At 42.2% G+C, this 26,994-nt stretch carries 20 protein-coding genes and 1 pseudogene; 13 read left to right on the top strand and 8 right to left on the bottom strand.

What is annotated here, in order from left to right; all coding sequences use genetic code 11:
- Positions 1-186 precede the first annotated feature (186 nt).
- The 10 genes and pseudogenes from NE535_RS05890 to NE535_RS05845 all read left to right on the top strand — a co-directional run bounded on the left by NE535_RS05890 (position 187) and on the right by NE535_RS05845 (position 15,875).
- Positions 187-1,290: a helix-turn-helix domain-containing protein gene (locus NE535_RS05890; RefSeq protein WP_261297739.1), complete on the top strand. Its 1,104-nt coding sequence runs from the start codon at positions 187-189 to the stop codon at positions 1,288-1,290.
- Positions 1,271-1,765 carry a PIN domain-containing protein gene (locus tag NE535_RS05885; RefSeq protein WP_011637413.1) on the top strand — a complete coding sequence of 165 codons (495 nt, stop codon included), beginning with the start codon at positions 1,271-1,273 and terminating at the stop codon, positions 1,763-1,765. The genes NE535_RS05890 and NE535_RS05885 overlap by 20 nt, the downstream gene beginning before the upstream one ends.
- Positions 1,766-1,820: 55 nt before the next feature.
- Positions 1,821-3,386, top strand: a complete 1,566-nt coding sequence (locus NE535_RS05880) for a type I restriction-modification system subunit M (protein ID WP_261297738.1) — start codon at positions 1,821-1,823, stop codon at positions 3,384-3,386.
- Positions 3,383-4,600, top strand: a complete 1,218-nt coding sequence (locus tag NE535_RS05875) for a restriction endonuclease subunit S (protein ID WP_261297737.1) — start codon at positions 3,383-3,385, stop codon at positions 4,598-4,600. Before NE535_RS05880 ends, NE535_RS05875 begins: the two co-directional genes overlap by 4 nt.
- A gap of 1 nt (position 4,601) precedes the next feature.
- On the top strand, positions 4,602-5,897 hold the full coding sequence (locus tag NE535_RS05870) for an AAA family ATPase (RefSeq protein WP_261297736.1): 1,296 nt from the start codon (positions 4,602-4,604) through the stop codon (positions 5,895-5,897).
- Complete coding sequence (locus tag NE535_RS05865; protein ID WP_261297735.1) at positions 5,894-9,007, top strand: HsdR family type I site-specific deoxyribonuclease; 3,114 nt, start codon at positions 5,894-5,896, stop codon at positions 9,005-9,007. Before NE535_RS05870 ends, NE535_RS05865 begins: the two co-directional genes overlap by 4 nt.
- 203 nt (positions 9,008-9,210) lie before the next feature.
- Positions 9,211-12,318, top strand: coding sequence for a type I restriction endonuclease subunit R (locus tag NE535_RS05860; RefSeq protein WP_261297734.1), 3,108 nt, complete (start codon positions 9,211-9,213; stop codon positions 12,316-12,318).
- A 71-nt stretch (positions 12,319-12,389) separates the two neighbouring features.
- Positions 12,390-12,719: pseudogene (locus NE535_RS05855) on the top strand (transposase); the annotation flags it as partial.
- Positions 12,720-12,926: 207 nt separating this feature from the next.
- Positions 12,927-15,650, top strand: a complete 2,724-nt coding sequence (locus NE535_RS05850) for an ankyrin repeat domain-containing protein (RefSeq protein ID WP_261297733.1) — start codon at positions 12,927-12,929, stop codon at positions 15,648-15,650.
- Positions 15,651-15,734: 84 nt separating this feature from the next.
- Positions 15,735-15,875, top strand: coding sequence for a hypothetical protein (locus NE535_RS05845; protein WP_261297732.1), 141 nt, complete (start codon positions 15,735-15,737; stop codon positions 15,873-15,875).
- A gap of 88 nt (positions 15,876-15,963) precedes the next feature.
- On the opposite strand, the gene NE535_RS05840 is transcribed toward NE535_RS05845, so the two are convergent.
- Positions 15,964-17,181 carry a tyrosine-type recombinase/integrase gene (locus NE535_RS05840; protein WP_261297731.1) on the bottom strand — a complete coding sequence of 406 codons (1,218 nt, stop codon included), beginning with the start codon at positions 17,179-17,181 and terminating at the stop codon, positions 15,964-15,966.
- 199 nt (positions 17,182-17,380) lie between these two features.
- Positions 17,381-18,244, bottom strand: coding sequence for a YicC/YloC family endoribonuclease (locus NE535_RS05835; protein ID WP_261297730.1), 864 nt, complete (start codon positions 18,242-18,244; stop codon positions 17,381-17,383).
- A 166-nt stretch (positions 18,245-18,410) separates the two neighbouring features.
- On the opposite strand from NE535_RS05835, the gene rph reads away from it, so the two are divergent.
- A complete protein-coding gene (rph, locus tag NE535_RS05830) occupies positions 18,411-19,124 on the top strand; it encodes a ribonuclease PH (RefSeq protein WP_188842163.1) in 714 nt (237 codons plus the stop codon).
- A 72-nt stretch (positions 19,125-19,196) separates the two neighbouring features.
- The gene (pyrE, locus tag NE535_RS05825) at positions 19,197-19,838 is read left to right on the top strand and encodes an orotate phosphoribosyltransferase (RefSeq protein ID WP_261297729.1); all 642 of its coding nucleotides are present in this window, start codon (positions 19,197-19,199) and stop codon (positions 19,836-19,838) included.
- 117 nt (positions 19,839-19,955) lie between these two features.
- On the opposite strand, the gene folE is transcribed toward pyrE, so the two are convergent.
- From folE to coaBC, 6 genes are all read right to left on the bottom strand, one after another.
- A complete protein-coding gene (folE, locus tag NE535_RS05820) occupies positions 19,956-20,606 on the bottom strand; it encodes a GTP cyclohydrolase I FolE (RefSeq protein ID WP_261297728.1) in 651 nt (216 codons plus the stop codon).
- A gap of 174 nt (positions 20,607-20,780) precedes the next feature.
- A complete protein-coding gene (locus NE535_RS05815; protein WP_261297727.1) occupies positions 20,781-22,730 on the bottom strand; it encodes an alpha/beta hydrolase family protein in 1,950 nt (649 codons plus the stop codon).
- Between the two features lie 234 nt (positions 22,731-22,964).
- A complete protein-coding gene (locus NE535_RS05810) occupies positions 22,965-23,753 on the bottom strand; it encodes a tetratricopeptide repeat protein (protein ID WP_261297726.1) in 789 nt (262 codons plus the stop codon).
- A 68-nt stretch (positions 23,754-23,821) separates the two neighbouring features.
- Positions 23,822-24,415: a nucleoid occlusion factor SlmA gene (gene slmA / locus NE535_RS05805; RefSeq protein ID WP_261297725.1), complete on the bottom strand. Its 594-nt coding sequence runs from the start codon at positions 24,413-24,415 to the stop codon at positions 23,822-23,824.
- A 37-nt stretch (positions 24,416-24,452) separates the two neighbouring features.
- Positions 24,453-24,911, bottom strand: a complete 459-nt coding sequence (dut, locus tag NE535_RS05800) for a dUTP diphosphatase (protein WP_261297724.1) — start codon at positions 24,909-24,911, stop codon at positions 24,453-24,455.
- Positions 24,908-26,101, bottom strand: a complete 1,194-nt coding sequence (gene coaBC / locus NE535_RS05795) for a bifunctional phosphopantothenoylcysteine decarboxylase/phosphopantothenate--cysteine ligase CoaBC (RefSeq protein ID WP_261297723.1) — start codon at positions 26,099-26,101, stop codon at positions 24,908-24,910. Before coaBC ends, dut begins: the two co-directional genes overlap by 4 nt.
- A 151-nt stretch (positions 26,102-26,252) precedes the next feature.
- Between coaBC and radC the strand changes: the two genes are divergently transcribed.
- Positions 26,253-26,930, top strand: coding sequence for a RadC family protein (gene radC / locus NE535_RS05790; RefSeq protein ID WP_261297722.1), 678 nt, complete (start codon positions 26,253-26,255; stop codon positions 26,928-26,930).
- Positions 26,931-26,994: the final 64 nt, after the last annotated feature.

Here is a 26,994-nt window from a genome sequence, read left to right as displayed (position 1 = left end):
TTAATTGATAATACCATTGCATGAATTGTTGCTGTTTAAGTACGATATAGAAGCGAAACTCAAAAAAAGATGATGCAAAATAAGAGGATTAGAAAACTACTTTAGGTGGTAAATAAAGGTAGTTAGGTTTATATTAATCACAGTTTAGTGATTTTTATAAACCAATCTGTTGTTTGAGAGGATACCATGTTTGCAGAACGCTTAGAACGAGCCCGTAAGGCTGCTGGGCTATCAATGAGTGCATTAGCTAGCGAAGTTGGCCTGTCCGCTAACGCTATTAAAAAGTACGAACATGGTACAACTATGCCCTCATCTTCAAACTTGCTTAAGCTTGCAAAAGCGCTAGATGTGCGCAGCGAGTACTTCTTTCGGCCGACCAAGGTGAAGTTAGAGGGTGTTGAGTACCGCAAGCGTGCGAGCACACCAAAGAAAGTGTTAGACCGAATCAATGGTGACGTATTAGACCAAGCTGAACGCTGGCAGGAGCTCTTAGAGCTTTATCCGGACTCGGTAAAACCGATCCCTGAGTTTGCTCTACCTGATGAACTTCCAGAACAAATCTTTAGCTTAGAACAAGCGGAAGACTTGGCTATTCAGATGCGCCATGCTTGGGAGCTAGGGCTAAACCCTATTCACGATATGATCGATACCCTCGAAGCTAAGGGCGTGATGATTATTACCACGGATGTGGAAACAGATAAGAAGTTTGACGGTTTAGCGGGCAAGATTGGTAGCACTCCTGTAGTGGTGATCTCTACCGCCCAAAGTGGTGACCGTCAGCGCTTCACCTTGGCCCATGAACTTGGGCACTTAGTCGTGCATGGTCGTTTAGCTGAAGGGATTGATGAGGAGAAGGCTTGTAATGCCTTTGCTGGTGCATTTCTTTTACCTACCCAATCACTTATTGAACACTTGGGTGAAAAGCGCCGTCATATTGAACCGCGTGAATTACTGATGCTAAAGCACGAATACGGTATTAGCATGCTAGCGGCACTGTTTCGAGCTGGCCAATGTGGAATAATTACGCCTGCGACTCAGAAAAACCTATTTATGCTGTTTAGCAAAAATGGCTGGCGAACGGAGGAGCCAGGAAAAGCATACCCTCATGAATCGACTTATCTACATAAGCAGTTGGTATATCGTGCTTTAGGTGAAGAATACATAGGGGAGTCAAAAGCTGCAGAGTTACTTGGCATGTCTGTTTCTAGCTTTCGTAAAGAACGAAAGTTGGAGGTGCCGACTCAAGCACAGTTAGCTCAGGAGGCTAGCCGTGCAGCAGCTGCTAATTAGTGATGCCAATATCCTCATTGACATGGAAGAAGGTGGTTTACTGGAAGCAATGTTTCAGTTGCCCTATGACTTTGCAACGCCAGATATTCTTTTTGTTGAAGAACTTGAAGAAGATCATCCCCACCTTCTGGATTTAGGGTTAGCGCTAAAAGAGGTTTCTGCAGAATCAATGATGTATGCCATGCAGCTAACGGGGACCTATACCCAAGCGAGCCGAAACGATTGTTTTGCCCTTGCTTTAGCAAAGCAAGAACAGTGTCCTTTACTGACTGGTGATATGGCACTGAGAAAAGCAGCAGAAAAAGAAGCTGCCATTGTTAAAGGCACAGTTTGGCTAGTAAGCCAACTGGTGGTTCATCAGCAAATCAATACCGAACAAGCGCGAGCAGCCTATAAGCAGATGCAAGCCAATGGCAGGCGTCTACCTTGGCATATCGCAGAACAAGCTTTAGTAGAACTAGAGCAAGTAAATTAATAATTAATAGGTTGCCCTCATAAAGTGCAATTTAGAACGATCAGGAATTCTAATAATGACAAGTTTACAACAACGTGCCGAACTTCAACGCCAAATATGGGCGATTGCCAACGATGTGCGAGGCTCAGTGGATGGCTGGGATTTTAAGCAGTATGTATTGGGTACGCTGTTCTACCGCTTTATCAGTGAGAACTTTGAGCTTTACATTACTGGCGGTGATGAAAGCGTTAATTATGCTGCCATGGACGACAGCGATGAAAATATCATAGCGGCAAAAGATGATGCCATTCGTACAAAAGGCTATTTTATTCTTCCTAGCCAGTTGTTTAGTAATGTTGCTGCCAATGCACACAAAAACGAAAACTTAAATACCGATTTAGCTACTATTTTTGCTGCCATTGAAAACTCAGCCAATGGCTATGATTCAGAAAAAGACATCAAAGGCTTGTTTGCGGATTTTGATACCACCAGTAATCGTCTGGGTAATACGGTAGAGGCAAAAAACAAACGCCTAGCCGCTGTGTTAAAAGGCGTGGCAGGTTTAACCTTCGGTAATTTTGAAGACAACCAAATTGATTTATTCGGTGACGCTTATGAGTTCCTTATCTCTAACTACGCGGCCAATGCCGGTAAATCCGGTGGCGAATTTTTCACGCCTCAGCACGTCTCAAAATTGATCGCGCAGCTCGCCATGCACGGCCAAACCAGTGTGAATAAAATCTATGACCCTGCGGCGGGTTCGGGCTCGTTGCTGTTACAAGCTAAAAAGCACTTCGATGCGCATATCATTGAAGATGGTTTTTTTGGTCAAGAGCTCAACCACACCACCTACAACTTGGCGCGTATGAATATGTTTTTGCACAACATTAACTACGACAAGTTTAATATTCAGTTGGGTGATACTTTAATTGAACCGCACTTTTTAGACGACAAACCCTTTGATGCGATTGTCTCTAACCCGCCTTATTCGGTGAAATGGATTGGTAGCGACGACCCAACCTTAATCAACGACGACCGCTTTGCGCCCGCTGGCGTGCTTGCGCCCAAATCAAAGGCCGACTTTGCCTTTGTGCTGCATGCGCTTAGTTACTTATCAAGCAAAGGCCGTGCGGCGATTGTTTGCTTCCCCGGTATTTTCTACCGTGGTGGTGCTGAACAAAAAATTCGCCAGTACTTGGTTGATAACAACTACGTTGAAACGGTAATTTCACTGGCACCTAACCTGTTCTTTGGCACCACCATTGCGGTAAATATTTTAGTGCTGTCTAAACACAAAACTGACACCACCACGCAGTTTATTGACGCCAGTGGCGAGGCTTACTTTAAAAAGGAAACCAATACCAACGTTATCACCAATCAGCACATCGAAGACATCATGAAAGTGTTTGCCAGCAAAGAGGACGTGGATCACTTTGCCAAATCCGTTGATTTAGATGTCATTGCAGCCAATAGCTATAACCTTTCGGTGAGCAGTTATGTAGAAGCGAAAGATAATCGCGTAGTCACAAACATTACTGAACTCAATCGAGCTCTAAAAACCACTGTTGCAAAAATCGATAAGCTTCGCATTGATATTGACGCCATTGTCTCGGAAATTGAAGGTGAGGAGGATGAGGCATGAGTCATTTAAGCTATATGGAAAAACTGTTGGATGGGATTGAGGTAGAGTGGAAGCTGTTAGAGCAATTGGTGGTAGATAAGTTTTGGATCATGCCCGCAACTCCAAAATTCAATGAAGGAGAGACAATTCCATACATCACATCAAAAAATATTAAGGGTGGCCATATAAGTTTCGATAAAACCAAGTTTATTTCTCGCGAAGATTATATTGAATTATCTCGTAATAGGCCGATTCTTGCTGGTGATTTTTTAATAAGCATGATTGGTACAATTGGTGAAGTAGCTGTTGTAAAGGAATCAGACTTAGCGTTTTATGGTCAAAATATGTACCTTATTCGGTTAGATGAAACTGTCATTATGAGTAGGTATTTTTGGCATTTCTTTGACTCACCTAGGATGAAAAGTCATTTTCAAGCAGTAAAAAACAACTCGGGTCAGGGGTATCTAAAGGCAAACAATATTGACAAACTAGAAATCCCCATCCCATGCCCAAATAACCCAGAAAAATCGCTGGCAATACAAGCTGAAATAGTGCGTATTCTGGACGCATTTACCGCCATGACCGCCGAGCTGACCGCCGAGCTGACCGCCGAGCTTAACATGCGTAAAAAACAATACAATTACTACCGCGACCAGTTGTTAAGTTTTGAAGAGGGTGACGTTGAGTGGAAGGCGTTAGGTAAAATCGCAGAAATAAAAACAGGTCAGAAGCCATCTGAGATTTTGGATACAGAGGCGGAGTTTGATTACATCAATGCTGGTACAACTAGGTCTGGATATTGTGCTCTGAGTAATTGTGAGGGCGATACTGTAACGACCCCATCAAGAGGGCAAGGTGGCATTGGCTTTGTTGGTTACCAAAATAAGCCATTTTGGTTAGGTCCTCTTTGTTACAAAATACGGTCTATAGATAACAAAGCGCTAATCAATAAGTACCTTTTTTACATTCTTCAGTCGAATAATCAGCTGTTATTAGGATTAAAAAAAGAAGGTGGTGTTCCAGCAGTGAATAAATCTGATTTGGCTAAGCTAGAGGTTCCAGTTCCTTCTATTAAAAAACAGGAACGCATTGTGGCTATCTTAGATAAATTTGATACTTTGACCTGTTCAATTAAAGAGGGTCTGCCCCGCGAAATAGAACTCCGCCAAAAGCAATACGAGTATTATCGTGACCTGTTGTTGAGCTTCCCTAAATCAGAAGAGGTGACAGCTTAATATGGGTAAGGAACTAAAGGACATAGCTAAAGACTTAATCAGCAAGAAGAAAAAGGTACAGTTGATCTATGCCTTTAATGGCACAGGTAAAACGCGTTTGTCACGAGCTTTTAAGGAGGAAATAGCTCCTTCTAAGCAAGACGATGATACTGTCGTAGACGCTGGACAATCGCGTGAAAAGTTCCTGTACTACAACGCATTTACGGAAGACCTGTTTTATTGGGATAATGATTTAAAAGAAGATTCAAACCCAAAGTTGAAGATACAACCAAATACTTTTACGGGTTGGTTGATAGATTTGTTAAAAGATTTAGGTGAAGACGGTAACATCGCTACAAACTTTCAACGTTATACGGGTAGTAAAGCTACCCCGATATTTAATGAAAAATACAAAACTAAAATTGATGAAAAGGAAGTAACGATACCTTCATTTTCTGAGGTCACTTTTCAAGTAGCCGCAAATGAGCCAGTTAACTACGAGGCTGCTGTTGCTGCGTCTGATGGTGTCGAAAACATAGTTCAGGGTAAATACGAAGTAATAAAAGTTTCAAAAGGTGAGGAAAGCAACTTTGTTTGGAGTGTTATGTACACCCTTTTACAACAAGTTATCTCCACCCTTAATGAACAAGATGCTACCAATAGAATTACTGATAAGTTTGATGCTTTAGAATACGTATTTATTGATGATCCAGTGAGTTCATTGGATGATACCCACCTTATTGAACTGGCCGTTGATTTAGCTGATTTAATCAAAAGAAGCTATTACTTTGAAGGGCGCGGTCTCAGATTCGTCATCACGACACATAGCCCATTGTTTTATAATGTTTTACACAATGAGTTAAATAACGATATTAAAAACCCAGCAGAAGGTAAAATTCCAGCGTGGTTATATAAACGCGATCAATCAGAAAAGCATAGGCTTGTTAAAAATGTTGACGAAACTTTCGAACTGAACAGTTCGAATGATCACCCCTTTTCGTATCATCTATTCTTATTATCTGAAATTCGTGAAGCTATTAAAAATAAACAAGTCAGAAAGTATCACTTTTCATTCATGAGAAATATTTTAGAAAAAACCGCTACTTTCCTTGGGTATCCGCGCTGGGAAGATCTTTTGATAAAAACCGCTGATGGCTCACCTGATCCATTTTCAAACAGAATTCTTAACTTGGCCAGCCACTCTGCACATGCTGGGGAAGAAATTACAGATATTGAAGAAAAAGATAAGGAAAATCTTGAAGCTTTAGTCAATCACTTGTTTAGAACATATGGCTTCAAGAAGCAGGAGTTACAATGACCAGCTATAAAAGTATTGCAGAATCGAATAACTTTATTGTTTTAGATAAATACACACGCCAAGACCAAATTGCTGAGGGCTACCAGAGCGAAGGTGATTTAGAGCGTGAACTGATCCAAGACTTAGTTAATCAGGGCTATGAATATTTACCAGCGCTAACCACGCCCGATGCCATGCTGGCGAATGTGCGCAAGCAGCTACAAGCCCTCAATAAGGTCCAGTTCACTGATGGCGAGTGGGCTCGCTTTTGCGAGCAATACCTGAACACACCCAGCGACAATATTCTCGACAAAACCCGCAAGGTGCACAGTGACTATATTTTCGATTTTGTCTTTGATGATGGCCATATAGAAAACATCTACCTGTTCGACAAGAAAACCATTGCTCGTAACAAATTGCAGGTCATTAAGCAGTTTGAACAAACGGGTAGTCACGCTAATCGTTATGACGTCACGATTTTGGTCAATGGTTTGCCTTTGGTGCAAATCGAACTTAAAAAGCGTGGTGTGGCAATCCGTGAGGCGTTTAACCAAATACATCGCTACAGCAAAGAAAGCTTTAATGCAGAGAACTCGTTGTACAAGTTCTTGCAGTTGTTTGTGATCTCTAATGGCACCGACACGCGCTATTTTGCCAATACCACTAAACGAGACAAAAACAGCTTCGACTTTACGATGAACTGGGCGAAGTCAGACAATACGCTGATCAAGGATTTAAAAGACTTTACCGCCACTTTTTTCCAGAAAGAGACGTTGCTTGAAGTGATCTTGCGTTACTCGGTGTTTGACGTCAGCAATACCTTACTTGTAATGCGCCCCTACCAGATTGCGGCCACTGAGCGCATTTTATGGAAGATAAAGAGCGCGTTTAACGCTAAAGATTGGGCTAAGCCTGAAAGCGGCGGCTATATTTGGCACACCACGGGTTCTGGCAAAACACTCACCAGCTTTAAAGCGGCACGTTTGGCCACCGATTTAGACTGTATCGATAAAGTCTTTTTTGTGGTGGACAGAAAAGACCTCGACTATCAGACCATGAAAGAGTATCAGCGCTTCTCGCCCGATAGTGTGAACGGTTCAGACAGTACCGCAGGGCTTAAAAGCAACCTGGATAAAGACGATAACAAAATTGTTGTTACCACAATCCAAAAGCTCAACAACTTAATCAAAAGCGAAAGCGATTTAGCTATCTACAACAAGCAAGTTGTCTTTATTTTTGACGAGTGTCATCGCAGCCAGTTTGGTGAGGCGCAGAAAAATCTGAAGAAGAAATTCAAAAAGTACTACCAGTTTGGCTTTACCGGTACGCCAATTTTCCCAGAAAACGCCTTGGGTGCAGAAACCACGGGCGACGTGTTTGGTCAGCAGTTGCACACTTATGTGATTACCGATGCTATCCGTGATGAAAAAGTACTCAAGTTCAAAGTGGACTATAATGACGTTCGCCCACAATTTAAGAGCATTGAGACTGAGCTGGATGATAAGAAGCTTAGTGCCGCTGAGAACAAACAAGCGTTCTTACATCCGATGCGCATTCGTGAAATCTCGCAGTATATTCTTAATCATTTTAATCAGAAAACCCATCGAGCCTATTCTGGCGCGAAAGGCTTTAACGCCATGTTTGCGGTAAGTAGTGTTGATGCTGCGAAAGCGTACTATGAAACCTTCAAAACATTGCATGCCGAGGCTGAGAATGGAACTACAAGTAAACCTCTGCGAATTGCGACTATCTTCTCATTTGCTGCCAATGAAGAGCAGGACGCTATTGGTGATATTTTAGATGAGAGCTTTGAAGTTAGTGCCATGAACAGCAGTGCGAAAGAGTTTTTGAGCGCCGCGATTACGGATTACAACGCCATGTTTAAATCTAACTATGGCGTGGACAGTAATGGCTTTCAGAATTATTACCGTGACCTTGCCCAGCGCGTGAAGAATCAAGAAATAGATCTGCTTATAGTGGTCGGTATGTTTTTAACCGGTTTTGATGCGCCCACGCTTAACACCTTGTTTGTTGATAAGAATTTGCGCTATCACGGATTGATGCAGGCGTTCTCTCGCACTAACCGCATTTATGATGCTACGAAGACCTTTGGCAATATTGTTACCTTTCGGGACTTGGAGCAGGCAACCATTGACGCCATCACCTTGTTTGGTGACAAAAACACCAAAAACGTGGTGTTGGAGAAGAGCTACAAAGAATACATGGAAGGCTTTAACGATATTGCTACTGGCCAAGCGCGTCGAGGTTTTGTTGATATCGTAAAAGAGCTGCAAGAACGCTTTCCAAACCCAGAAAATATTGAAAAAGAACAAGATAAAAAAGAGTTTGCCAAGCTGTTCGGTGAATACCTAAAAGCAGAAAATATTTTACAAAACTACGATGAGTTTGCTGGCTTGAAAGCACTGCAAAGCTTAGATACCAGTGATGAACAAGCTGTTGAAGAGTTCAAGTCAAAGTACTATCTGGACGATGCTGACATCGAGGCAATGCAAACCATCGATATGCCAAGCGAGCGTGCTATTCAAGATTATCGCTCAACTTACAATGATACCCGCGACTGGTTACGACGCGATAAAGAAGGCCAGGACAAAGATAAGTCAACGGTAGACTGGGACGATGTGGTCTTTGAAATTGATTTGCTTAAATCGCAAGAAATCAACCTCGATTACATTCTTGAACTGATTTTTGATCACAATAAGAAGAACAAGAGCAAAGAAGGCTTGATTGAAGAAGTCCGCCGTATGATTCGCGGTAGCCTTGGTAATAGAGCGAAAGAGAGCTTAGTGGTTGATTTTATTAACCAGACAAACCTGGATGAGATCAATGATAAAGCCAGCATTATCGACGCTTTCTTCAAATTCGCCCAGGCGGAGCAGAAGCGCGAAGCCGATGCCATTATTGCCTCTGAAAAGCTCAATATCGATGCTGCCAAACGTTATATTGCGTCATCACTCAAACGTGAGTACGCCTCTGAAAATGGCACTGCACTTAATGAGGCGCTGCCCAAACTTAGCCCATTGAACCCACAGTACCGAACCCAGAAGCAAACGGTTTTTCAGAAAATTGCTGCTTTTGTTGAAAAATTCAAAGGTGTGGGAGGACAGGTTTAGCTGTTTCACTATCAGTAAACAAAAAGTGGCCGCCAAACTAATGATCGCAGGCCACTCATTTCAAAACAGCGTCAAAATATACCAGTGGAAGCTCTGGCTAAGCCATCATGTAATAACATCATGAAGATAGTCAAATAATCAAATGATTGCTGCATGAAGTTATTAAATAATTCCCTTCGATAGTACGAAGTAAAGGACTACAAATGACTAACTTTAATATCAGCTCTAAGCCAAATACCTTTATCGTAGTTGATAAATATATTCAGGCCAGGCAGCCCAGTAATAACTATCAAAGCGAAGAAAAGCTTGAATGTGAGCTCGTTGAAGACCTTCAAAACCAAGGTTACGAATATTTACCGGGTTTAAATAGCCCAGAGAAGATGCTGGCTAATGTGAGAGATCAGATGCAAGCGCTTAATAATGTTAGATTTCTTGATGGGGAGTGGCAACGCTTTGTTGAGCTGTACCTAGATAACCCTAGTGACAACATTGTCGACAAAACCCGCAAAGTTCATGATGACTACATCTTCGACTTTGTGTTTGATGATGGCCATATAGAAAACATCTACCTGTTCGACAAGAAGACCATTGCTCGTAACAAAGTGCAGGTCATTAAGCAGTTTAAGCAAACCGGTACGGCAGCTAATCGCTACGATGTGACCATTTTGGTCAATGGCTTACCGCTGGTACATGCTGAACTAAAAAGGCGCGGTGTAGCCATTCGTGAGGCCTTTAATCAGCTACACCGTTACAGCAAAGAGAGTTTTAACGCAGAAAACTCTTTGTACAAGTTCTTACAGCTTTTTGTGATCTCTAATGGCACAGACACGCGCTATTTTGCCAATACTACTAAGCGCGACAAGAACAGCTTCGACTTCACCATGAACTGGGCGTATTTAAATAACACGCCGATTAAAGATCTTAGAAGCTTTACCGCTACATTTTTACAAAAAGACACCCTCCTTGAAGTGCTGTTTCACTACAGTGTATTTGATGTCAGCAATACGCTTCTGGTGATGCGTCCTTATCAAGTTGCCGCAACGGAACGCATTCTTGGGAGAATCAATAGTGCTTATCAGAGTAATAACTGGAGCAAGGTAGAAAGCGGAGGTTATATTTGGCATACCACTGGCTCAGGTAAAACACTTACTAGCTTTAAAGCTGCACAGCTAGCTACGAAGCTGGATTTCATCGCTAAAGTATTCTTTGTTGTCGACCGTAAAGACCTCGACTATCAGACCATGAAAGAGTATCAACGTTTTTCCCCTGATAGCGTAAATGGTTCTGATAGTACTGCTGGTTTAAAGCGCAACCTGGATAAAGACGATAACAAAATTATCGTTACGACCATCCAAAAGCTCAACAAACTAATCAAAAGAGAAAATAGCCTACCAATCTACGACAAGCAGGTTGTGTTTATCTTTGATGAATGTCATCGCAGTCAATTTGACGAATCACAGAAAAACCTGAAGGAAAAATTTAAACATTATTATCAATTTGGCTTTACCGGTACACCAATATTAAAAGGAAATGCCATCAGAGGAAAAACCACTGCCAGTGTGTTTGGCGACCTCATATCACATCCGTACAAAATATCCGATGCGATTCGCGATGAAAAAGTATTGAAGTTCAAGGTGGACTACATCAATGTTAGTCCGAAATTTGGTGATATTGAAACCGAAAGTAACGAAGAAAAGCTAAGTTTTCATGAGAAGAAAAAAGAGTTTTTACATCCAGAGCGAATTAAAAAAATATCAAAATACATTCTCAAGAGCTTCCGCAGAAAAACCAATCGTTTACAGGGTGTAGGCAAAGGGTTCAATGCTATGTTTGCCGTCAGCAGCGTTGATGCCGCGAAAGTCTACTACGAGTGCTTTAGTGCCCTACAAAACGAGAATAAAACTAAACACCCACTGAAAGTTGCAACCATCTTTTCGTTCGCCGCTAACGAAGAGCAAGCTGCCATTGGCGATATTCAGGATGAGAGCTTTGATGTATCTGCGATGAATAGCAGTGCTAAAGAGTTCTTGAGTAAGGCTATCGAAGACTACAACACTTGCTTCAAAACAAACTTTGGAGTGGATAGCAAAGGTTTCCAGAATTACTACCGCGATCTGGCGCAGCGAGTGAAAAAACAAGAGGTCGACCTGCTTATCGTGGTAGGCATGTTTCTCACTGGCTTTGATGCTCCAACTCTCAACACCCTGTTTGTTGACAAGAACCTACGTAATCATGGCTTAATGCAGGCCTATTCGCGCACTAATCGGATCTACAACGCTACCAAAACCTTCGGCAATATTGTTACTTTCCGTGACTTAGAAAAAGCGACCGATGATGCTATCATCCTCTTTGATACGGAAAATGCTAAGCACACAGTGTTAGAAATGAATTATCAAGAGTACATGAATGGCTTTGCAGGCAACACACTGAGCAAACCTCATCGCGGATATTCTGAAATAGTGGCCGAGCTTCAAAGTAAATTTGCTGAGCCAACTAGGATAATAAGAGAGATAGATAAAAAAGAATTCGTAAAATTGTTTGGGAAATACCTTCGCATTGAAAAAGCATTACAGAGCTTTGACGAATTTGCTGTTCTCAAAGCTTGGAAAAAAATCGATATCGGTGATGTAAAAGCGGTTGAAGAGTTCAAAGCAAAGCACCATGCCAATGATAATGACATCGCCCAAATGCAAAGCATCGAGGTGCCACCTGAGCGAGTGATTCAAGATTACCAATCAACTTACAATGATATTAGAGATTGGTTGCGCATTCAGAGAGAGGCTAATCAAAACAACAACTTGACCTTTGACTGGGATGATGTTGTTTTTGAAGTAGACCTAATCAAATCAAAGGAGATCAATCTAGATTACACCCTTGATTTAATTATCGAACACAACAAGAAGCGAAAAGGTAAAGATGAGCTAATCGGAGAAGTACGCCGTCTCATTCACGCCAGTCTTGGTAACCGTGCCAAAGAGAGCTTAATTGTAGATTTCATTAATCAAACTAACCTGGATGAGATTGGGGATAAAGCGAGCATCATTGATGCTTTCGCTAAGTTTGCCAGAGCTGAACAAAAGCGAGAAGCCGAAGAGTTGATAAGTGCAGAAAACCTTAATGAAGAAGCTACCAAGCGCTACATCGCAGCATCTCTCAAACGAGGGTATGCCAGCGATAATGGGACCGAGCTAAACGCTACGCTACCAGACGTGAGCCCCCTCGACCCACAGTACAAAGCAAAGAAAGACACTGTTTTTCAAAAGCTAGTCGAGTTAGTCGACAAATATAAAGAAATTGATGGGCAAGTTTAGCATTTGTATCGACCGGTAGTGTTCATAATTCTGTGTCATTTCAGTAAACTGTACAAAAACAGGAATGACACATGACTCAACCTTTTAACTTTGAACAAGCCCCTAAAGATCTTCAAGCAGGTAAAAACCTCACAGGCAAAGACAGTATTCTTGGCCCCTTGATTAAACAACTTACCGAAGCGGCGCTTCAAGCCGAACTTGAGCAGCACTTGGCTCATGATGAGCAACCTAACCGCAAGAATGGTAAAACGGCTAAAACGATTAAGCACCCGTCAGGCAACTTTGAGCTAGAAACGCCTCGTGATAGAAATGGCTCTTTTGAGCCTCAGCTCATCAAGAAGAACCAAACCAGGCTCACCGATGAAATCGACCGCAAAGTGCTGTCGATGTTCAGCATGGGCACAACACTTGGATAGTCTAGTAAAAAGGAAGAATTTGAGATTGTGGTTTAAGCAAACACTTCAACCAAATTAGTTGAAAGCAATTCTAAAACAATTACATAAAGCAGTTGCTCATTTGGTTTGTAGGGGGGATACATCAGGTTTCAGTGAAAACAAGGAATGGAATTGCCAGAATGATCAGCAGTCGGTCAGCTAAAGGAACTAACGATGAGCAGTTTGCCACTAATTGAGTCTATTTTGCTTGAAATCCGCCAAAGTGCGGGGATTCAAGGTTACCCAACAAACAAGAAAAATAAGTTTGCCAAGGGCCAGTTAAGCCTGGATATGCACAGGGTTATGGGCGTCGAAACGTTAGATGCTGTCTTTGACGCCTTTGACATGGATCCGCAAATGCAACTTGATGCAATGCATAACCTAATGGAGTTTGCTAATGCTTATAAGCAGATTGAGCTCAATACATGGACCTTTGCAGCAGACCTGCGGCAAATTGTCTGGGATATGTTGGGCTATTTTCTCGTGCCAGGTCTGGCACGTCGAGTTGCATTTTGGAACCTGCCTAAACCATTAGATGCGGGTATGCCGGACGGTAGATTTTGGTATCTTCCTGAAATTATTGAACATAGCGGAAATGCCACTTTATATATGCCAGTTGCTCAAGTGGTTAACTGGCTGCTTGACTTGCTTGGAATGCCACAAGAAGTCTTCTCTGATCAGCGCAGTGATTCTACTGATGGCCTGCATGAGGGGCTGAGACGCTCCCTATATAACTGGCGAGCTGCCACATCCATCAGCCCTGATTCTATCGAAAAGTATTTTGCAGATGATGCACAACTCAGTTTCGATGGTGCATTTCAATTTTACGATACTCAAACACCTGCCCAGCAGTTCGATACCGCATTAGCATTTGTTAAAGGTAAAAACCTTTCAGTTGAGCTGCTGAGTATGGAAATTCCGATGACTCAACCAGGGCTGTTGGACGCTATTTTAGCTGGCAGTGCCAGTGAGGAAGAGCAAGCCAGGTTTGTTATATACATAGCGCAACGATATGCTGTGCCGTCAATGAAAACCATACGCCAACGCTTTCTACTTGCGCGTACTGTGCAGGATGGATACTCGCGCTTATTGAAGTTTCTGTGTCCTGATATTGATCGCCAGTGCGTTGATGAACAGCAAAACAAAGTACTGCAACTATTTGGTATTTATAAATTTGTTTATAACACGACAATTGGAGCCTGGTGTAATTGTGCTGATAAAGGGGAGGCTGCAGAAAATCGTTGGTTTGAGGAGCAGCTTCCTGAGTGGGATAAGTTCGGTATTTTCCTGTCAATACTCCCGTCACGCTATACAACGGCCAATCAAGAACTAGCACAACTGCTGACTCGTCGTTTTTATGACATGCAACCTGGCGAGGGCTTGGAAGATCATATTGGTTTGAGTCCAGAGTCTGCGACGAAAATTATCCAAAGAAAGGTTGAGAGAGCTAAATCGTTTTATTCTGAAATGGAAAGATCTGGGCAACTGCTATCCAGGATGCAAGTTGCTTCTCCATGGAGAGCACTGCAGCATGAAAAGAGTTACTGGGTGGTGAGTCAGATTGCCGCGCATCCCCAGCTTTCTAGTAAGGCAAAAAAGCTTGCTCTAAATCGTTTGCGTGAGTTGGCAGCGTCACCTGAAGAAACTGTTCAAGCTAGTCTTTTGGAACTTGATGGGTATCTGAATGGCGAGCGTAAACAAAGATCAAAAGACACTCTAGTGAATGTTGCCGTTCTGCTTGCTGAGGCAGAAGAAAGCCAAGGATATGAACTTTGGAAAGCTCCCATTTTACAATACAAGGCGAAGCATTTGCTGGCTTGTAACAAATTTGATGATGCAGGGAAATATTTCAAGGAAGCATTGGATGCTCTTAATGATCGTAACTATGGTCCGATTCGTGGCGAAATTGCCCGAGATGCCTTTGCATTATCGGTCGCCAATCAAAAACTAATTCATAACAACCATGAAAAGTTCTATCGTGAGATGCTTGCTGGTGGGATGATGAGTGAGTGTGATCAAATACCTTCAATTGAAGATACAGCACGATGGGTATCTGATTATTTTTGGGAAACACTTTATAAACCTTATCCGGGCGTATCAGCTATTGCGAGAGGTAACAGCAAGCAGTTTGATCGGGCTTTCAAAGAACTGGTGAAACTGCTTGATGCGGGTACAGAAAGCGAGCTGTCTAAGTGGATTAAAGCTAACCGGCAACTGCTCAATTCAAACATACCGGAAGTGGATGGTAACTCAGTCTTGATGTTGCTTTTTAAAATGAGAAGTAGTTTTGTTGAGCGGTTACCAATTATTAAGCAAATGGCACCTTTTGAATACAAAGGCGAAGTGGACAGGTTTAACTTGTTCCTCAAAAAATGGCGCAACTGTATTGGGCAACTTGCAAATGAGCACCCTAAACAGCTGAATATTGTCGACATTAAGGGGCAAACACCTTTAATGCTGGCGGCTCAGGCCGGTGATGCCGAATTAGTCAAAATCATGCTTGAGGTGGGTGCCAATCCAGATTTACAAGACATAAAAGGTATGACAGCTCTGCATTCAGCAGCTAAATCACACAGTGTTGATTGTTTGAACTACCTATTAAACCTGCCATGTCGTTTAGATCTGGTCACAGTTGATGGGCGAACTCCGCTTCATACCGCTACCTGGATGGGTAACCTGCATGCTGTGCGGCAGCTAATTGCGATCGCACCTAAAATGGCATGGCATCGTGATGCCGGCAAACAGACGCCATTAGAGTTAGCAGAGCATTTGCTTGAAAATCCAGACGAGTTTGAGCGACTGTCAAAAGAGAGGGCGAAATTTGGCTCACGATGTGCAACGCCTGAAGAATTAGAGCAAGTAGCAAAGGCATTAGAAAATGTTGCCGCTGTCTGTTAAAGGGCCGAGCTATTTCATCCGAACATTAGGCTCTCACATAGCAATTGTTCAAACACTTAAATTTAAACTCCGAGGAAAACCATCATGAGCAGAACACCAAACGATGATCGTAGTGATAGCATGAATCCGAATAATGATGCTTACTGGGATAGCCTAGACAACCATGCTAACCAGTTAAATCCTAATCATGATGAATACCAGGGTCATGATGAGGAAGAGGATTAGATTAGAAGAAGGTCACTTACCATCACAAGCAATTCCTTAGCTGTATTAGCTTAGCTTGTGATGGTGACATCTCAGTGTTGAGTTGAGTTCAATTACTTTGAATAATGTTTTTTAGATGTGTCGCCAATTTATCCAGTGCCTCTTTTCGCTCTTCAAAATAATCATGTTGGTTATAAATCCCTTCTACACCTTTAAGCTTATGATTCAAGCAACGCTCTGCTACATGTCCAAGTGTGCCTTGCTTGGCTAATAAAGTACGACAAGTGCGGCGCAAGTCGTGGACGGTAAAGTGGGCCATATCGCCCATTAAGTTAGGTGGTTGTTTTTTCTTACCGGCTTCATGACCAAAAAGCTTAGTGATCGCTCTGTTTAATGTGTCTGAGCCCATGTGTGGGTTCTTGCTTGAACGTCTGCTAGGAAACAGATATTCAGAGCCACAAGCTCTAATCTTTAATTCTTGTATCCAGCCCATAACTATTTCAGGTAATGGGATTGCTATGCCAACACCTGATTTACTTCGCTCTTTCGATAAGTTCCAAACCTTCTGCTCAAGATCAAATTCCTTCCATGGCGCTTCAGCCAATTCAGACTTCCTAATCCCCAGAGTAACCAGTAACGCACAGGCTAGATAGTTGTCACGACTAAAGCTGTCGCTATTTTCGCGTGCAGTTTTAAAAAATTGAGTGAGCTCTTCGATGGTTAAGGCTCTGTCTTTACTCTTTTCTACTCCACCAGCATCAGAAACAGAAAATGCACTCGCTGGATTTGCGCTAAGCAGATCCAGTTTTATGCCGTGATTGAAAAGCTGTTTGCTGTACATCAGAGCATCGTTAGCGATTGCTGGGCGGTTAGTGGCTGCAATGGCCTGTAATACTGCTCTTATGTCTCTGGCAGTGACGCTATCGACGTTGAAGTTGCCTATATGGGGAGCAATGTCTTTACGGTAGATACGTTCGGGGATTTCGTGATGTTTGAGTCTTTTGATATTGCCTAAATGCCAATCGGCAAAGAGATCATCAACGGTTTTAATTTCGGCTTGTTCGGCACGTTTCTTGGCGACTAGAGGATCTAAGCCATCACGAAACTGCTTCATTTTAATTGCGGCTTCAGCGCGTGCATCTGCCAATGAAAGATCACTGTATTTAGCCAGTGTCATCTCTTTGCGTTTCTTGTTGGCGGTATAGCGTAGCATCCAAAATGGTTTGCCGGATTTGGGTACAACAAAATACAGGCCTTCACCATCGGCGAATCGACCAGGCTCTCCCTTGGATTTTGCTGCTACTTCCTTTGCGGTTAACTTTCCCATCAGCCCTTAGTCTCCAGTTAAATACAAGGGTGGGTGTTTTTACCCACCACTACGCATTGACTATATACTAAGTTACTCACCATATCACCCACCATTTAGCGTTGGTAAGTGGTGGGTATTAATGGACGTCTTTGGACTGATATTTAATTAAATCCTTTAAAATCAGCGGTTAAATGTTCTGTTTGGACGCTGTTGGATATCATTCAACGTTTTGGATCTGCTCGCGCATTTGTTCTATCAACACTTTTAATTCAACCGCAGCAGAAGTGATTTCTGCGCTGATAGATTTTGAGGCTAGGGTATTTGATTCGCGGTTAAACTCTTGCATCATAAAGTCTAAACGGCGACCTTCACTTCCGCCTTTTTTAAGGATTCTGCGTGCTTCAGTGACATGGGCTTCTAACCTGTCCATCTCTTCTGCAACATCTTGTTTTTGAGCCAGTAATACCATTTCTTGCTCAATGCGTGCAGGGTCTAACTCGCCTTGAATTTCTGCTAGGCGGTTGGTTAACTTTTCCCGTTGATATTGCATAACGGTTGGCATGTGCTCACGTACTATGTTGACTTGCTCCATTACGCCATCTAAGCGCGTAAGTAACATGTCTTTAATGGCGGAACCTTCACGGCCTCGCGCTTCAATAAATTGATCTATAGCGCTATCAAAGGCTTTCATCAACTCAGCGCCAATCGAATCCATGTCCTGTTCTGCCGATGCTAATACACCAGGCCAGCGTAGTACGTCGGTGAGGCTAAGTTCACCTTGGCCTGCTTCTTGTTTTAACCAGTTAGCGGCACTAAGTAATTGCTTGGCGAGATCTTGGTTTAGCTGTAATTCATTGCTGCTATTGTCGGCTAGTTCATAACGTAGGTTAACTTCTACTTTACCGCGGTTTAGGCGTTTTCGAAGGCGATCACGCAGTACAGGTTCAAAGCTGCGAAACTGTTCAGGCAAGCGTAGGTAGGTTTCTAAGTAACGCTGATTAACGGAACGGATTTCCCATGAGGCGGTACCCCATTGTGCTTTGTGCTCTATGCGAGCATACGCTGTCATGCTTTGGATCATGAAGTGTCCTGTGTGTGATTTATCAAATTGATTACCGATTATAGCGGCTTTATCACCAGGGGTTAAAGGATTCCTTCACAGAATGATGCCTTTGCATGGCATATGTAAGCTTATACGACTATAATATCGTCCCAAATTAAATACGAATTCGACTACAGGACTTTTCATGCGCCCAAGCAATCGTACACCCGCTCAAACTCGCCCTATTACTATTACCCGTAACTTTACTGCCCATGCAGAAGGTTCTGTATTGGTTGAGTTTGGTGATACTAAAGTACTTTGTACCGCCAGTTTTACTGAAGGTGTGCCGCGCTTTTTAAAAGGCCAGGGTCAAGGCTGGGTGACGGCTGAATACGGTATGTTACCGCGTTCAACCCATAGCCGTATGGATCGTGAAGCTGCTCGTGGTAAGCAATCGGGTCGTACGCAAGAAATTCAACGTCTTATCGGTCGTTCGTTACGTGCCGCGGTAGATATGAAGCTACTAGGCGAAAATACCATTGTTATCGATTGTGATGTTATTCAAGCTGATGGCGGCACACGTACCGCGGCGATTACTGGAGCCTGTGTTGCTTTAGTTGATGCGTTAAACTGGGCGCGCGGTAAAGGTATTATTAAAGCTAACCCACTTAAGTTTTTAATTGCTGCTGTGAGCGTTGGTATTTTTGAAGGTGAAGCGATCAGCGATTTAGAGTATATCGAAGATAGTGCCGCTGAAACTGACATGAATGTTGTGATGACTGAAACAGGCAAGATTATTGAAATTCAAGGTACTGCAGAAGGTGAGCCATTTAGCCATGAAGAGTTAATTGAGCTGCTTGGGCTAGCTAAAAACAGTATTCGTGAAATTGTCGATGTGCAAAAAGCCGCATTGAGCTAAAATCAATTCCAAAATTAGGGGGCCGTTTACGGTCCCTTTTTTTAAGTAAAAATAGTCAATAGAGGATTAAAAGTGAAAGCTTATCAACGCGAGTTTATTGAATTTGCCCTAGAACGCCAAGTATTACGTTTTGGTGAGTTCACCTTAAAATCTGGCCGTACTAGCCCGTATTTTTTTAATGCTGGATTGTTTAATACAGGCAAGGATTTAGCCCGCTTAGGACGCTTTTACGCCGCAGCATTAATGGATGCGGGTATTGAGTTTGATTTATTATTTGGTCCTGCTTACAAAGGCATTCCGATTGCCACTACAACGGCAGTGGCACTTTGTGATCACCATGATGTTGATGTGCCTTACTGTTTTAATCGTAAAGAGGCTAAAACCCATGGCGAAGGCGGCAGTCTTGTGGGAAGCGAGCTTAAAGGCAAGGTGATGTTGGTTGATGATGTGATTACTGCTGGCACCGCGATCCGTGAGTCAATGGAAATCATTAATGCCCATAATGCGCAGCTTGCGGGCGTGTTGATTGCGTTAGATCGCCAAGAGAAAGGTAAAGGTGAGCTATCGGCTATTCAGGAAGTTGAGCGTGATTTTGGTTGTGACATAGTATCAATTATCAAACTGGCTGATTTGATTAGTTACTTATCTGAAAAGTCTGGAATGGAAGCCGAATTAGCATCAGTTAGCGCGTATCGCCAACAATACGGAATTTAATTCATTTCATCACAATGTTGATTATTAAAAAAGCTGCTCAATAGCGATATTGATGCAGCTTTTTATTGTGGCATTAACGATGACAAATCGATAAAACGTTATTATCCGAGGCTAAAGTTATTTAACCTGATGCAAAAATTCAGCACGGGTGGCTGGGTTAGATTTGAAAATTCCGCCTAATGCTGTGGTTGTGGTTGAACTAGTCGAATCCATTACGCCACGAGATTTAACGCAATAATGCACCGCATCCATTTTAACAGCCACATCTTTGGTTTCTAACAAGGTTTGTAATGCCACTAACACTTGCTGGGTTAATCGTTCTTGCACTTGTGGTCGTTGAGCAAAAAATCGCACTATACGGTTAATTTTAGATAGACCGATAATCTTAGTGCGTGGCAAGTAGGCAACGGTAGCAAAGCCATCAATCGTCACTAAATGGTGTTCGCAGGTGCTAGTTAAGCTGATGTCTTGTACCCTGACCATTTCATCAACGCCCATTTTGTTTTCGATGACGGTGATTTTGGGGAAGTTTTCATAATCTAGACCAGAAAAAATCTCATCAACATACATTTTAGCAATACGGCGAGGCGTGTCAGCAAGGCTGTCATCGCTTAAGTCTAATGACATGAGTGTTAAAATTTCACGCATGTGGTGTTCAATTTTGACCTTACGTTCTTCTGGTGTTGACGTTTTTGGCAACATTGGGGTTTCTAGCCCACGGTCAGCTAAGGCGGCTTGAACTTTCTTTGCGGCTTCAGATAGTGCCATCACATTCTCCAACAACAAGTATCACATCAGTGTACGATAAAAATGAGGGTGCTGCTAACTGCAGCAGGGCGGGGATCATAACGCTATTTGCTTTAAAATAGTATTGTTGAAATAGAAAAGCCGACCTTTTTAGTCAAGTATCGGCTTTGGAGGGGGGATTTAAAACTCAAAAGGTTATTTTACATTTAAGTTTTCTTTTAAGAACTTAAGCATAATTTCATAATACTTAGCACGGTTTTCAGCATTGTAAAAACCATGTCCTTCTTTATCCCATACTTGTTTTTGGTATGGGTAATTTGCTTGTTTTAATGCGTTTTCCATCGCTTCAAATTGCTCTATTGGTGCTCGTTCATCTTCTTCGCCATGAATCAATAACACATTGGCTTTAAGCTTATCAACGTTATGAGTTGGTGACATCGCACGTAATTGTGCTACGTCACTGCCAAGCACTTCTTTTAAAAATGCTTTACCACCGTATGATTCTGGAACATCACCCGTTTCAAACATTTGCTCTAAATCATATACTCCAGCAACACCTATAGCGCACTTGAACATGTCGGGGGCGAGCATCGGACTCATTAAAGCAGAATACCCACCAAAACTCGCGCCAGAGATACACACTCTATTTTTATCGGCATAACCTTGGTCTATTGCATACTGTGTTGCATCAATAATGTCGTATTGAATTTTACTGCCCCATGCACGATAACCTGATTCCTCAAAATCAATTCCATATCCACCAGAGCCACGGAAGTTCACTTGTAATACAGCAATACCGTTTTGTGCTAATAATTGATTTTCGGGGTTAAATACCCATAAATCGCGAGGGCCGTGCGGTCCACCGTGGGGATTAACTACAAGCGGCATGTTTTTATGTTCAATACCACGGGGTAAAGTTAAATAACCATGAATGGTTACACCATCACGATTGACGAAGCTAATTGGGCGAACTTCTGACATCTCATTAGGGTCAAGTACGGCATTTCCTGCGAATAGAAACTTTAACTTGAGGTTTTGACGGTCAAATAAGTAATAGTCACCAGAATTTTTGTCATTCATCGCCATGACGATAAGTGTATTACCATTAATTGTTTCACTAACAATTCGGATTCTATGATCGGGAATAGCAGCCATGAGTTGCTGTAATACTTTAGCTTTGTTGCTTTCGGTGTTGATAAAACGATATTCAGGGTAACCATTTTCGAACTCAACCGCGTAAAGTGTATTTGTTTGATCGCTTATCCAGGTTTTCAATGGATCGACAACATCATGCTGAATAATTTTTTTATGTTTAGCGCTGGCAAGTTCAACTTCGTAAATCGCGCGAGTCGCCCCTTCGCTATTGGCTATTGCGTAAATTGATTTGTTGTCTTCGGTAAATGAAATTGGATAAAAATCAGTTAAATCGCCTTTAATTCTGCTGGCATCAATCCATTCGTTATTATCATAATAAAATAATTGGTCATTATTTTTGCTATCACGAGCAAAGCTAAAACGCACTTCTTCATTGTTATCTACTAAAAAACCAGCGTTAGCGACAGGGGCGGTGGTGATGCGCTTGCGTTTGCCCGAATAGACATTTACTTTGTAAACAAGGGTATATACATAGTTGAGACTACTCCAAGGATAAGCCATCACATAAATGTATTTATCGTCATCTTTTAAGGTATCTAACACAAATGCACTTGCCTGAATAGATTCATTGTCAGACATGTTCGCGCTTCCTGAACTTCCCCGACCATTGTAACCAAACAAGTATTTTGATTTACTGCCATCGTAGTTAACAGCTAAAAGCTCACCGTAATAAACAGATGACTCTTGACGAGGTTTCTTATAAAGTTTTTGTAAAACAATCCTTTCATCATTGACCCAGTAATAACTACCCACTTCTTCTTCGCCATCAAATTTTACAGCGTAGGTAGGTTGCATTTTTTCGAGGTTTAAAATTAGTAATGTGCGCTTTTCATCCTCGATAAGAATGACAGCTAGATGCTTACCATCGGGTGAAATTTTTACTTCTGAAAACTCCGCATCAGCGCTGAAATTTTTAATAGATGGGCTGGCAAAGGCCTGTACAGTGAATAATATAAGTAAGCAACAAGTAAGATATAAAATACGTAGCATGAAACAATCCGTGTAAAAAGTGTTAAATATGTTGCCGCATTGTATTTTACTCGGCATTTTAGGGCAACAGATCTTAGCTATTAGCGATGTTCTGAGCGGATTAATTCGATAGCAAGGGGGATTATTTATGCTGAGTGTTAAGTGTGTTATTTGGTTTTTGGGTAAAATTAAGTGTGGCCAGCTCTAGATAGATGGTAAGCCTTAATTAAGACTTACCATCTTGCTTAATACAGATTAAAACCACATTATCATTAGGAAGTCTTGAATTCTGTGTCGGTTCATTTGGGTTCCGCAAGAAATCAATTCATTACAATTTCTGCCGGCTATACGAGAGCCAGTTGAAACCGCAGCATCAGGCAGTGTGTTTTCTAAAAAAGCCACTTGATAATCAAATAATTCTTCTAGGGTTGGGGATGTTACCTGAATGGTTTCCATTTCATTTGTAGGAGCGGAAGTATTATCACTTACAATCTGACTTTGGGATAAAGTACTAAACTCTTTGATTGATTTATTTTGTGTAATAAATTTTTGAGTTTCGGGGTAATTGAGTTGGTATGAGTGTGAGAAATATTCACTCGCAGTTTGGGTATTCTGAGAGACTTTAATACCTTCAAAATACAGCAAACCTAATAAATGCGATGCTGCTGACATGTGATTTTTATCAGCTTGTTCCAGATATTGAATACCTTTAGGTGTATCTTGATAATCAACATCAGAAATATAAATTAATCCTGCACGATATTGAGCTAATGGAGAGTCAAACTTAGCTGCTTTTCGATACCATTTTAACGCCAAATTCGTGTTCTGAATTGTGCCATAGCCGCGATAATAAAATTCGCCTAACATAAACATTGCATCGGAATGTCCAGCTTTAGATAGGCGCTTATATTGTAAAAATCGGTTAGTACACTCTTGAGATTGACATTCAGTTATGTTGTTTTGCATTTTACTAGTTGGATTGCTTAGCGCGAGTGGCGGAAACAATAAAATAGCTAATGCCGATATTACCAATTGTATTTTCATTGATTTAAGTCCTTTTAAGTGAAATACAATCTAGAATTTATCAAAATAGCTTACAAATAGTCAATTTTTTAGCTGCGAAGCAGCTGCTGCTGAATAAAGGTCCATTGCTCATCAAAGTGTTGTGTTGGTTTTTGTTTAAACTCACTGCGGACAAATTGTGAAATTCTGCCTTCAGCAAAAGCTAATAGTAGGTTTGCCAAAATGGCTTCATCTAAGCTAAACCCATGGCCTTCACGTAAGGTTTTTTCACGTAAGATTTGCTTAATTTGGGTTTCAATTTTAGCAAACAATACGCTGATGCGACTGCGTAAACGTTCATTTTCACCCAGTAAGGCATCACCATTCAGCACTCTTGAAATGCCAGGGTTGCGTTCAGAGAACACTAATAAAAGATGTAATACTAACTGGCAGCGTTTCATGGTGTCTTTTTCTTCATCCATGATGATGTTTAAGCGTGATAAAAGTGCATCTTCGATAAACTCTATCAAACCTTCAAACATTCTGGCTTTGCTTGGAAAGTGGCGATAAAGCGCCGCTTCAGAGACGCCGACTTCAGCAGCTAATTTGGCTGTAGTAATACGTTGGCCAGGGCTGGTTTCTAGCATTTGGGCTAAACATTGTAGAATGTGTTCGCGACGATTTATTTTTGGGCTTTCCGCCATTCTTACTTTTCCTTAACTCAGTGACAACTTTAGAAGGTTACTTGGTTCCTGAGTGACCAAATCCGCCTTCACCACGATCTGAGCTATTAAATTCATCCACTAATGTAAAATGTGCTTGTACGACAGGCACAAAGACAAGCTGCGCTAAACGATCGCCGATTTCTAAGGTAAACGGTTCAGTACTTCTATTCCAGCAAGATACCATGAGGGGGCCTTGGTAATCTGAATCGATAAGGCCAACTAAATTACCTAACACTATACCGTGCTTATGGCCTAAACCTGAACGCGGTAAAATTACGGCGGCAAGACTAGGGTCGGCAACATGTACAGCAATACCCGTAGGGATTAATACTGTCTTGCCGGGCGCGATAACCATAGTGGTATCTATCATGGCGCGTAAATCCATTCCTGCACTGCCTGGGGTTGCATAGGCAGGAAGAGGAAACTCACTACCGATACGCGAGTCGAGTATTTTTAGTTCAATAGGTGTTTTCATTTTGTGGGTAACTGCTGATTAATTAAAGTAAGTAGTTGGCGTGCTAATGATAGCTTATCTGTTGTCGGTAAAGTCTGTTGACCATTTGGCCAAAATACTTGTAACGCATTATTATCGGCATTAAAACCTAAGCCTTGAACAGATACATCGTTCGCCGCAATCATATCAAGTTTTTTGCGCGTTAGTTTGCCTTTTGCGTATTGCTCGACATTATTGGTTTCTGCGGCAAACCCAACGGTAAAAGGTTTATCAGTTAATGATGCGACTGTCGCTAAAATATCTGGATTACGCACCAATGATAGCTGCATGTGCTCAGCGGATTTTTTCATTTTTTCGGTGGCGACATCAGCAAAGCGATAATCTGCTACCGCTGCGCAGCCAATGAAAATATCTTGTGATTGAATATTCTCCATGACGCTTGTCAACATTTGTTGTGCAGAATCTACATTAATACGTACTACCCTCGCCGGCGTAGTTAAACTTACCGGACCAGATACTAAGGTCACTTCAGCGCCCATTTCTGCCGCGGCTTGTGCGAGTGCAAAGCCCATTTTCCCTGAGCTATGATTAGAAATGTATCTGACAGGGTCAATGGCTTCGCGGGTAGGACCTGCAGTTAATAACAGCTTTTTACCTGCGAGTAATTTGGGAGCAAAAAATTGACCTAATTGCTCTGCTATAACCAAAGGCTCTAACATTCGGCCTGGGCCTACTTCACCGCAAGCTTGGCTGCCAGTGGCAGGGCCCCATATGGTGAACCCTTTTCTGTTTAAGTTGGCCAGATTTTCTTGGGTGGCGATATTCTGATACATCTGTTGATTCATCGCTGGGCACACAACGACGGGCGCGCTTGTTGCTAAACAGGTGGTTGTCAGTAAATCATCTGCCATACCTGCATTGATGCGGGCGATTAAATTGGCTGTGGCTGGGGCAAGGATAACTACATCAGCCCAGCGCGCTAGCTCAATGTGTCCCATTGCGGCTTCGGCTGCTGGGTCAAGTAAATCTGCCGCCACGGGGTGGCCTGACAGGGCCTGAATGGTTAACGGGGTAATAAACTCCATCGCGCTTTGAGTCATTATTACGCGTACATCTGCACCGCGCTCTTTTAAGCGACGGATCAAGTCGGCACTTTTATATGCGGCTATGCCACCACCAATACCTAATAATACTTTCTTATCTGTCAGCATGGGTAAAATTCGCTTCAAATCTTAATGCGGCTAACGATACCACAAAGCAATCGAAAGTGGGTGAAGATCCATTATCAAAATATTCGACCATACTATTTAGTGGGAGTTATTGAATTTAGATGGCAACAGGTAAATAAAACAAGGAACGTTTATGGCGATTAAAGATTGGCCTCAGGGTGAAGGGCCGCGAGAGAAGTTGTTACTCAACGGAGCAGGACAATTATCCGATGCAGAATTACTGGCGGTAATATTAAGAAATGGCCTTGCGGGCAAAAATGCGCTTGAATTATCGCGTCAGCTGATTATGCAGTTTGGTGGTTTACGTAAATTACTCTCAGCTTCTAAGCAGCAAGTTTGTAAAATTAACGGTGTTGGACCGGTAAAATTTGCTCAATTACAGGCTGCAGCCGAAATTTCTAAGCGAATTGCGCGAGAAAATCTACAAAGAGGTCAAATTTTGACAAATCCTGATTTAACTCGGGACTATTTAATGAGACAATTAGCAGACCGATCCTATGAAGTGTTCGCCTTACTATTGTTGGACAACCAACATAGAGTCATTCAATTTGTAGAATTATTCCGCGGCACTATAAATGCGGCTTCGGTTTATCCACGTGAAGTGGTAAGCCTTGTGCTTGAAAAAGGTGCTGCGGCAGTAATAGTCTGTCACAACCATCCCTCTGGCATTGCAGAGCCCAGTCAAGCTGATCGGCGAATAACTGAGCGAATAAAAAATGCATTAGAAACTATAGATGTTTCTTTGCTAGATCATATGGTTGTGGGTGATAAAGAGATAGTGTCCTTCGCCGAGCGAGGATGGTTAATATAAACAATACTTGATCTTGTGTAGCCAATCGTGTATAAAATGCGCCCTCTTTGTGCCTCGGGCGACG

The organism is Shewanella holmiensis, assembly GCF_025370255.1.
In the GTDB taxonomy this organism is placed as follows: domain Bacteria; phylum Pseudomonadota; class Gammaproteobacteria; order Enterobacterales; family Shewanellaceae; genus Shewanella; species Shewanella holmiensis.
Note: the sequence above shows the minus strand (reverse complement) of the source record. Positions and strands in the feature narration are given on the sequence as shown.

Excerpts from the sequence above, each read along its gene's own strand:
- dut (WP_261297724.1), bottom strand. The coding sequence starts at position 24,911 with ATGAAAACACCTATTGAACTAAAAATACTCGACTCGCGTATCGGTAGT.
- NE535_RS05810 (WP_261297726.1), bottom strand. The coding sequence starts at position 23,753 with ATGAAAATACAATTGGTAATATCGGCATTAGCTATTTTATTGTTTCCG.
- NE535_RS05845 (WP_261297732.1), top strand. The coding sequence starts at position 15,735 with ATGAGCAGAACACCAAACGATGATCGTAGTGATAGCATGAATCCGAAT.
- NE535_RS05835 (WP_261297730.1), bottom strand. The coding sequence starts at position 18,244 with ATGATCCAAAGCATGACAGCGTATGCTCGCATAGAGCACAAAGCACAA.
- NE535_RS05865 (WP_261297735.1), top strand. The coding sequence starts at position 5,894 with ATGACCAGCTATAAAAGTATTGCAGAATCGAATAACTTTATTGTTTTA.
- coaBC (WP_261297723.1), bottom strand. The coding sequence starts at position 26,101 with ATGCTGACAGATAAGAAAGTATTATTAGGTATTGGTGGTGGCATAGCC.
- NE535_RS05880 (WP_261297738.1), top strand. The coding sequence starts at position 1,821 with ATGACAAGTTTACAACAACGTGCCGAACTTCAACGCCAAATATGGGCG.
- folE (WP_261297728.1), bottom strand. The coding sequence starts at position 20,606 with ATGGCACTATCTGAAGCCGCAAAGAAAGTTCAAGCCGCCTTAGCTGAC.
- NE535_RS05870 (WP_261297736.1), top strand. The coding sequence starts at position 4,602 with ATGGGTAAGGAACTAAAGGACATAGCTAAAGACTTAATCAGCAAGAAG.
- NE535_RS05890 (WP_261297739.1), top strand. The coding sequence starts at position 187 with ATGTTTGCAGAACGCTTAGAACGAGCCCGTAAGGCTGCTGGGCTATCA.
- rph (WP_188842163.1), top strand. The coding sequence starts at position 18,411 with ATGCGCCCAAGCAATCGTACACCCGCTCAAACTCGCCCTATTACTATT.
- slmA (WP_261297725.1), bottom strand. The coding sequence starts at position 24,415 with ATGGCGGAAAGCCCAAAAATAAATCGTCGCGAACACATTCTACAATGT.
- radC (WP_261297722.1), top strand. The coding sequence starts at position 26,253 with ATGGCGATTAAAGATTGGCCTCAGGGTGAAGGGCCGCGAGAGAAGTTG.
- NE535_RS05815 (WP_261297727.1), bottom strand. The coding sequence starts at position 22,730 with ATGCTACGTATTTTATATCTTACTTGTTGCTTACTTATATTATTCACT.
- NE535_RS05840 (WP_261297731.1), bottom strand. The coding sequence starts at position 17,181 with ATGGGAAAGTTAACCGCAAAGGAAGTAGCAGCAAAATCCAAGGGAGAG.
- NE535_RS05875 (WP_261297737.1), top strand. The coding sequence starts at position 3,383 with ATGAGTCATTTAAGCTATATGGAAAAACTGTTGGATGGGATTGAGGTA.
- NE535_RS05850 (WP_261297733.1), top strand. The coding sequence starts at position 12,927 with ATGAGCAGTTTGCCACTAATTGAGTCTATTTTGCTTGAAATCCGCCAA.
- NE535_RS05860 (WP_261297734.1), top strand. The coding sequence starts at position 9,211 with ATGACTAACTTTAATATCAGCTCTAAGCCAAATACCTTTATCGTAGTT.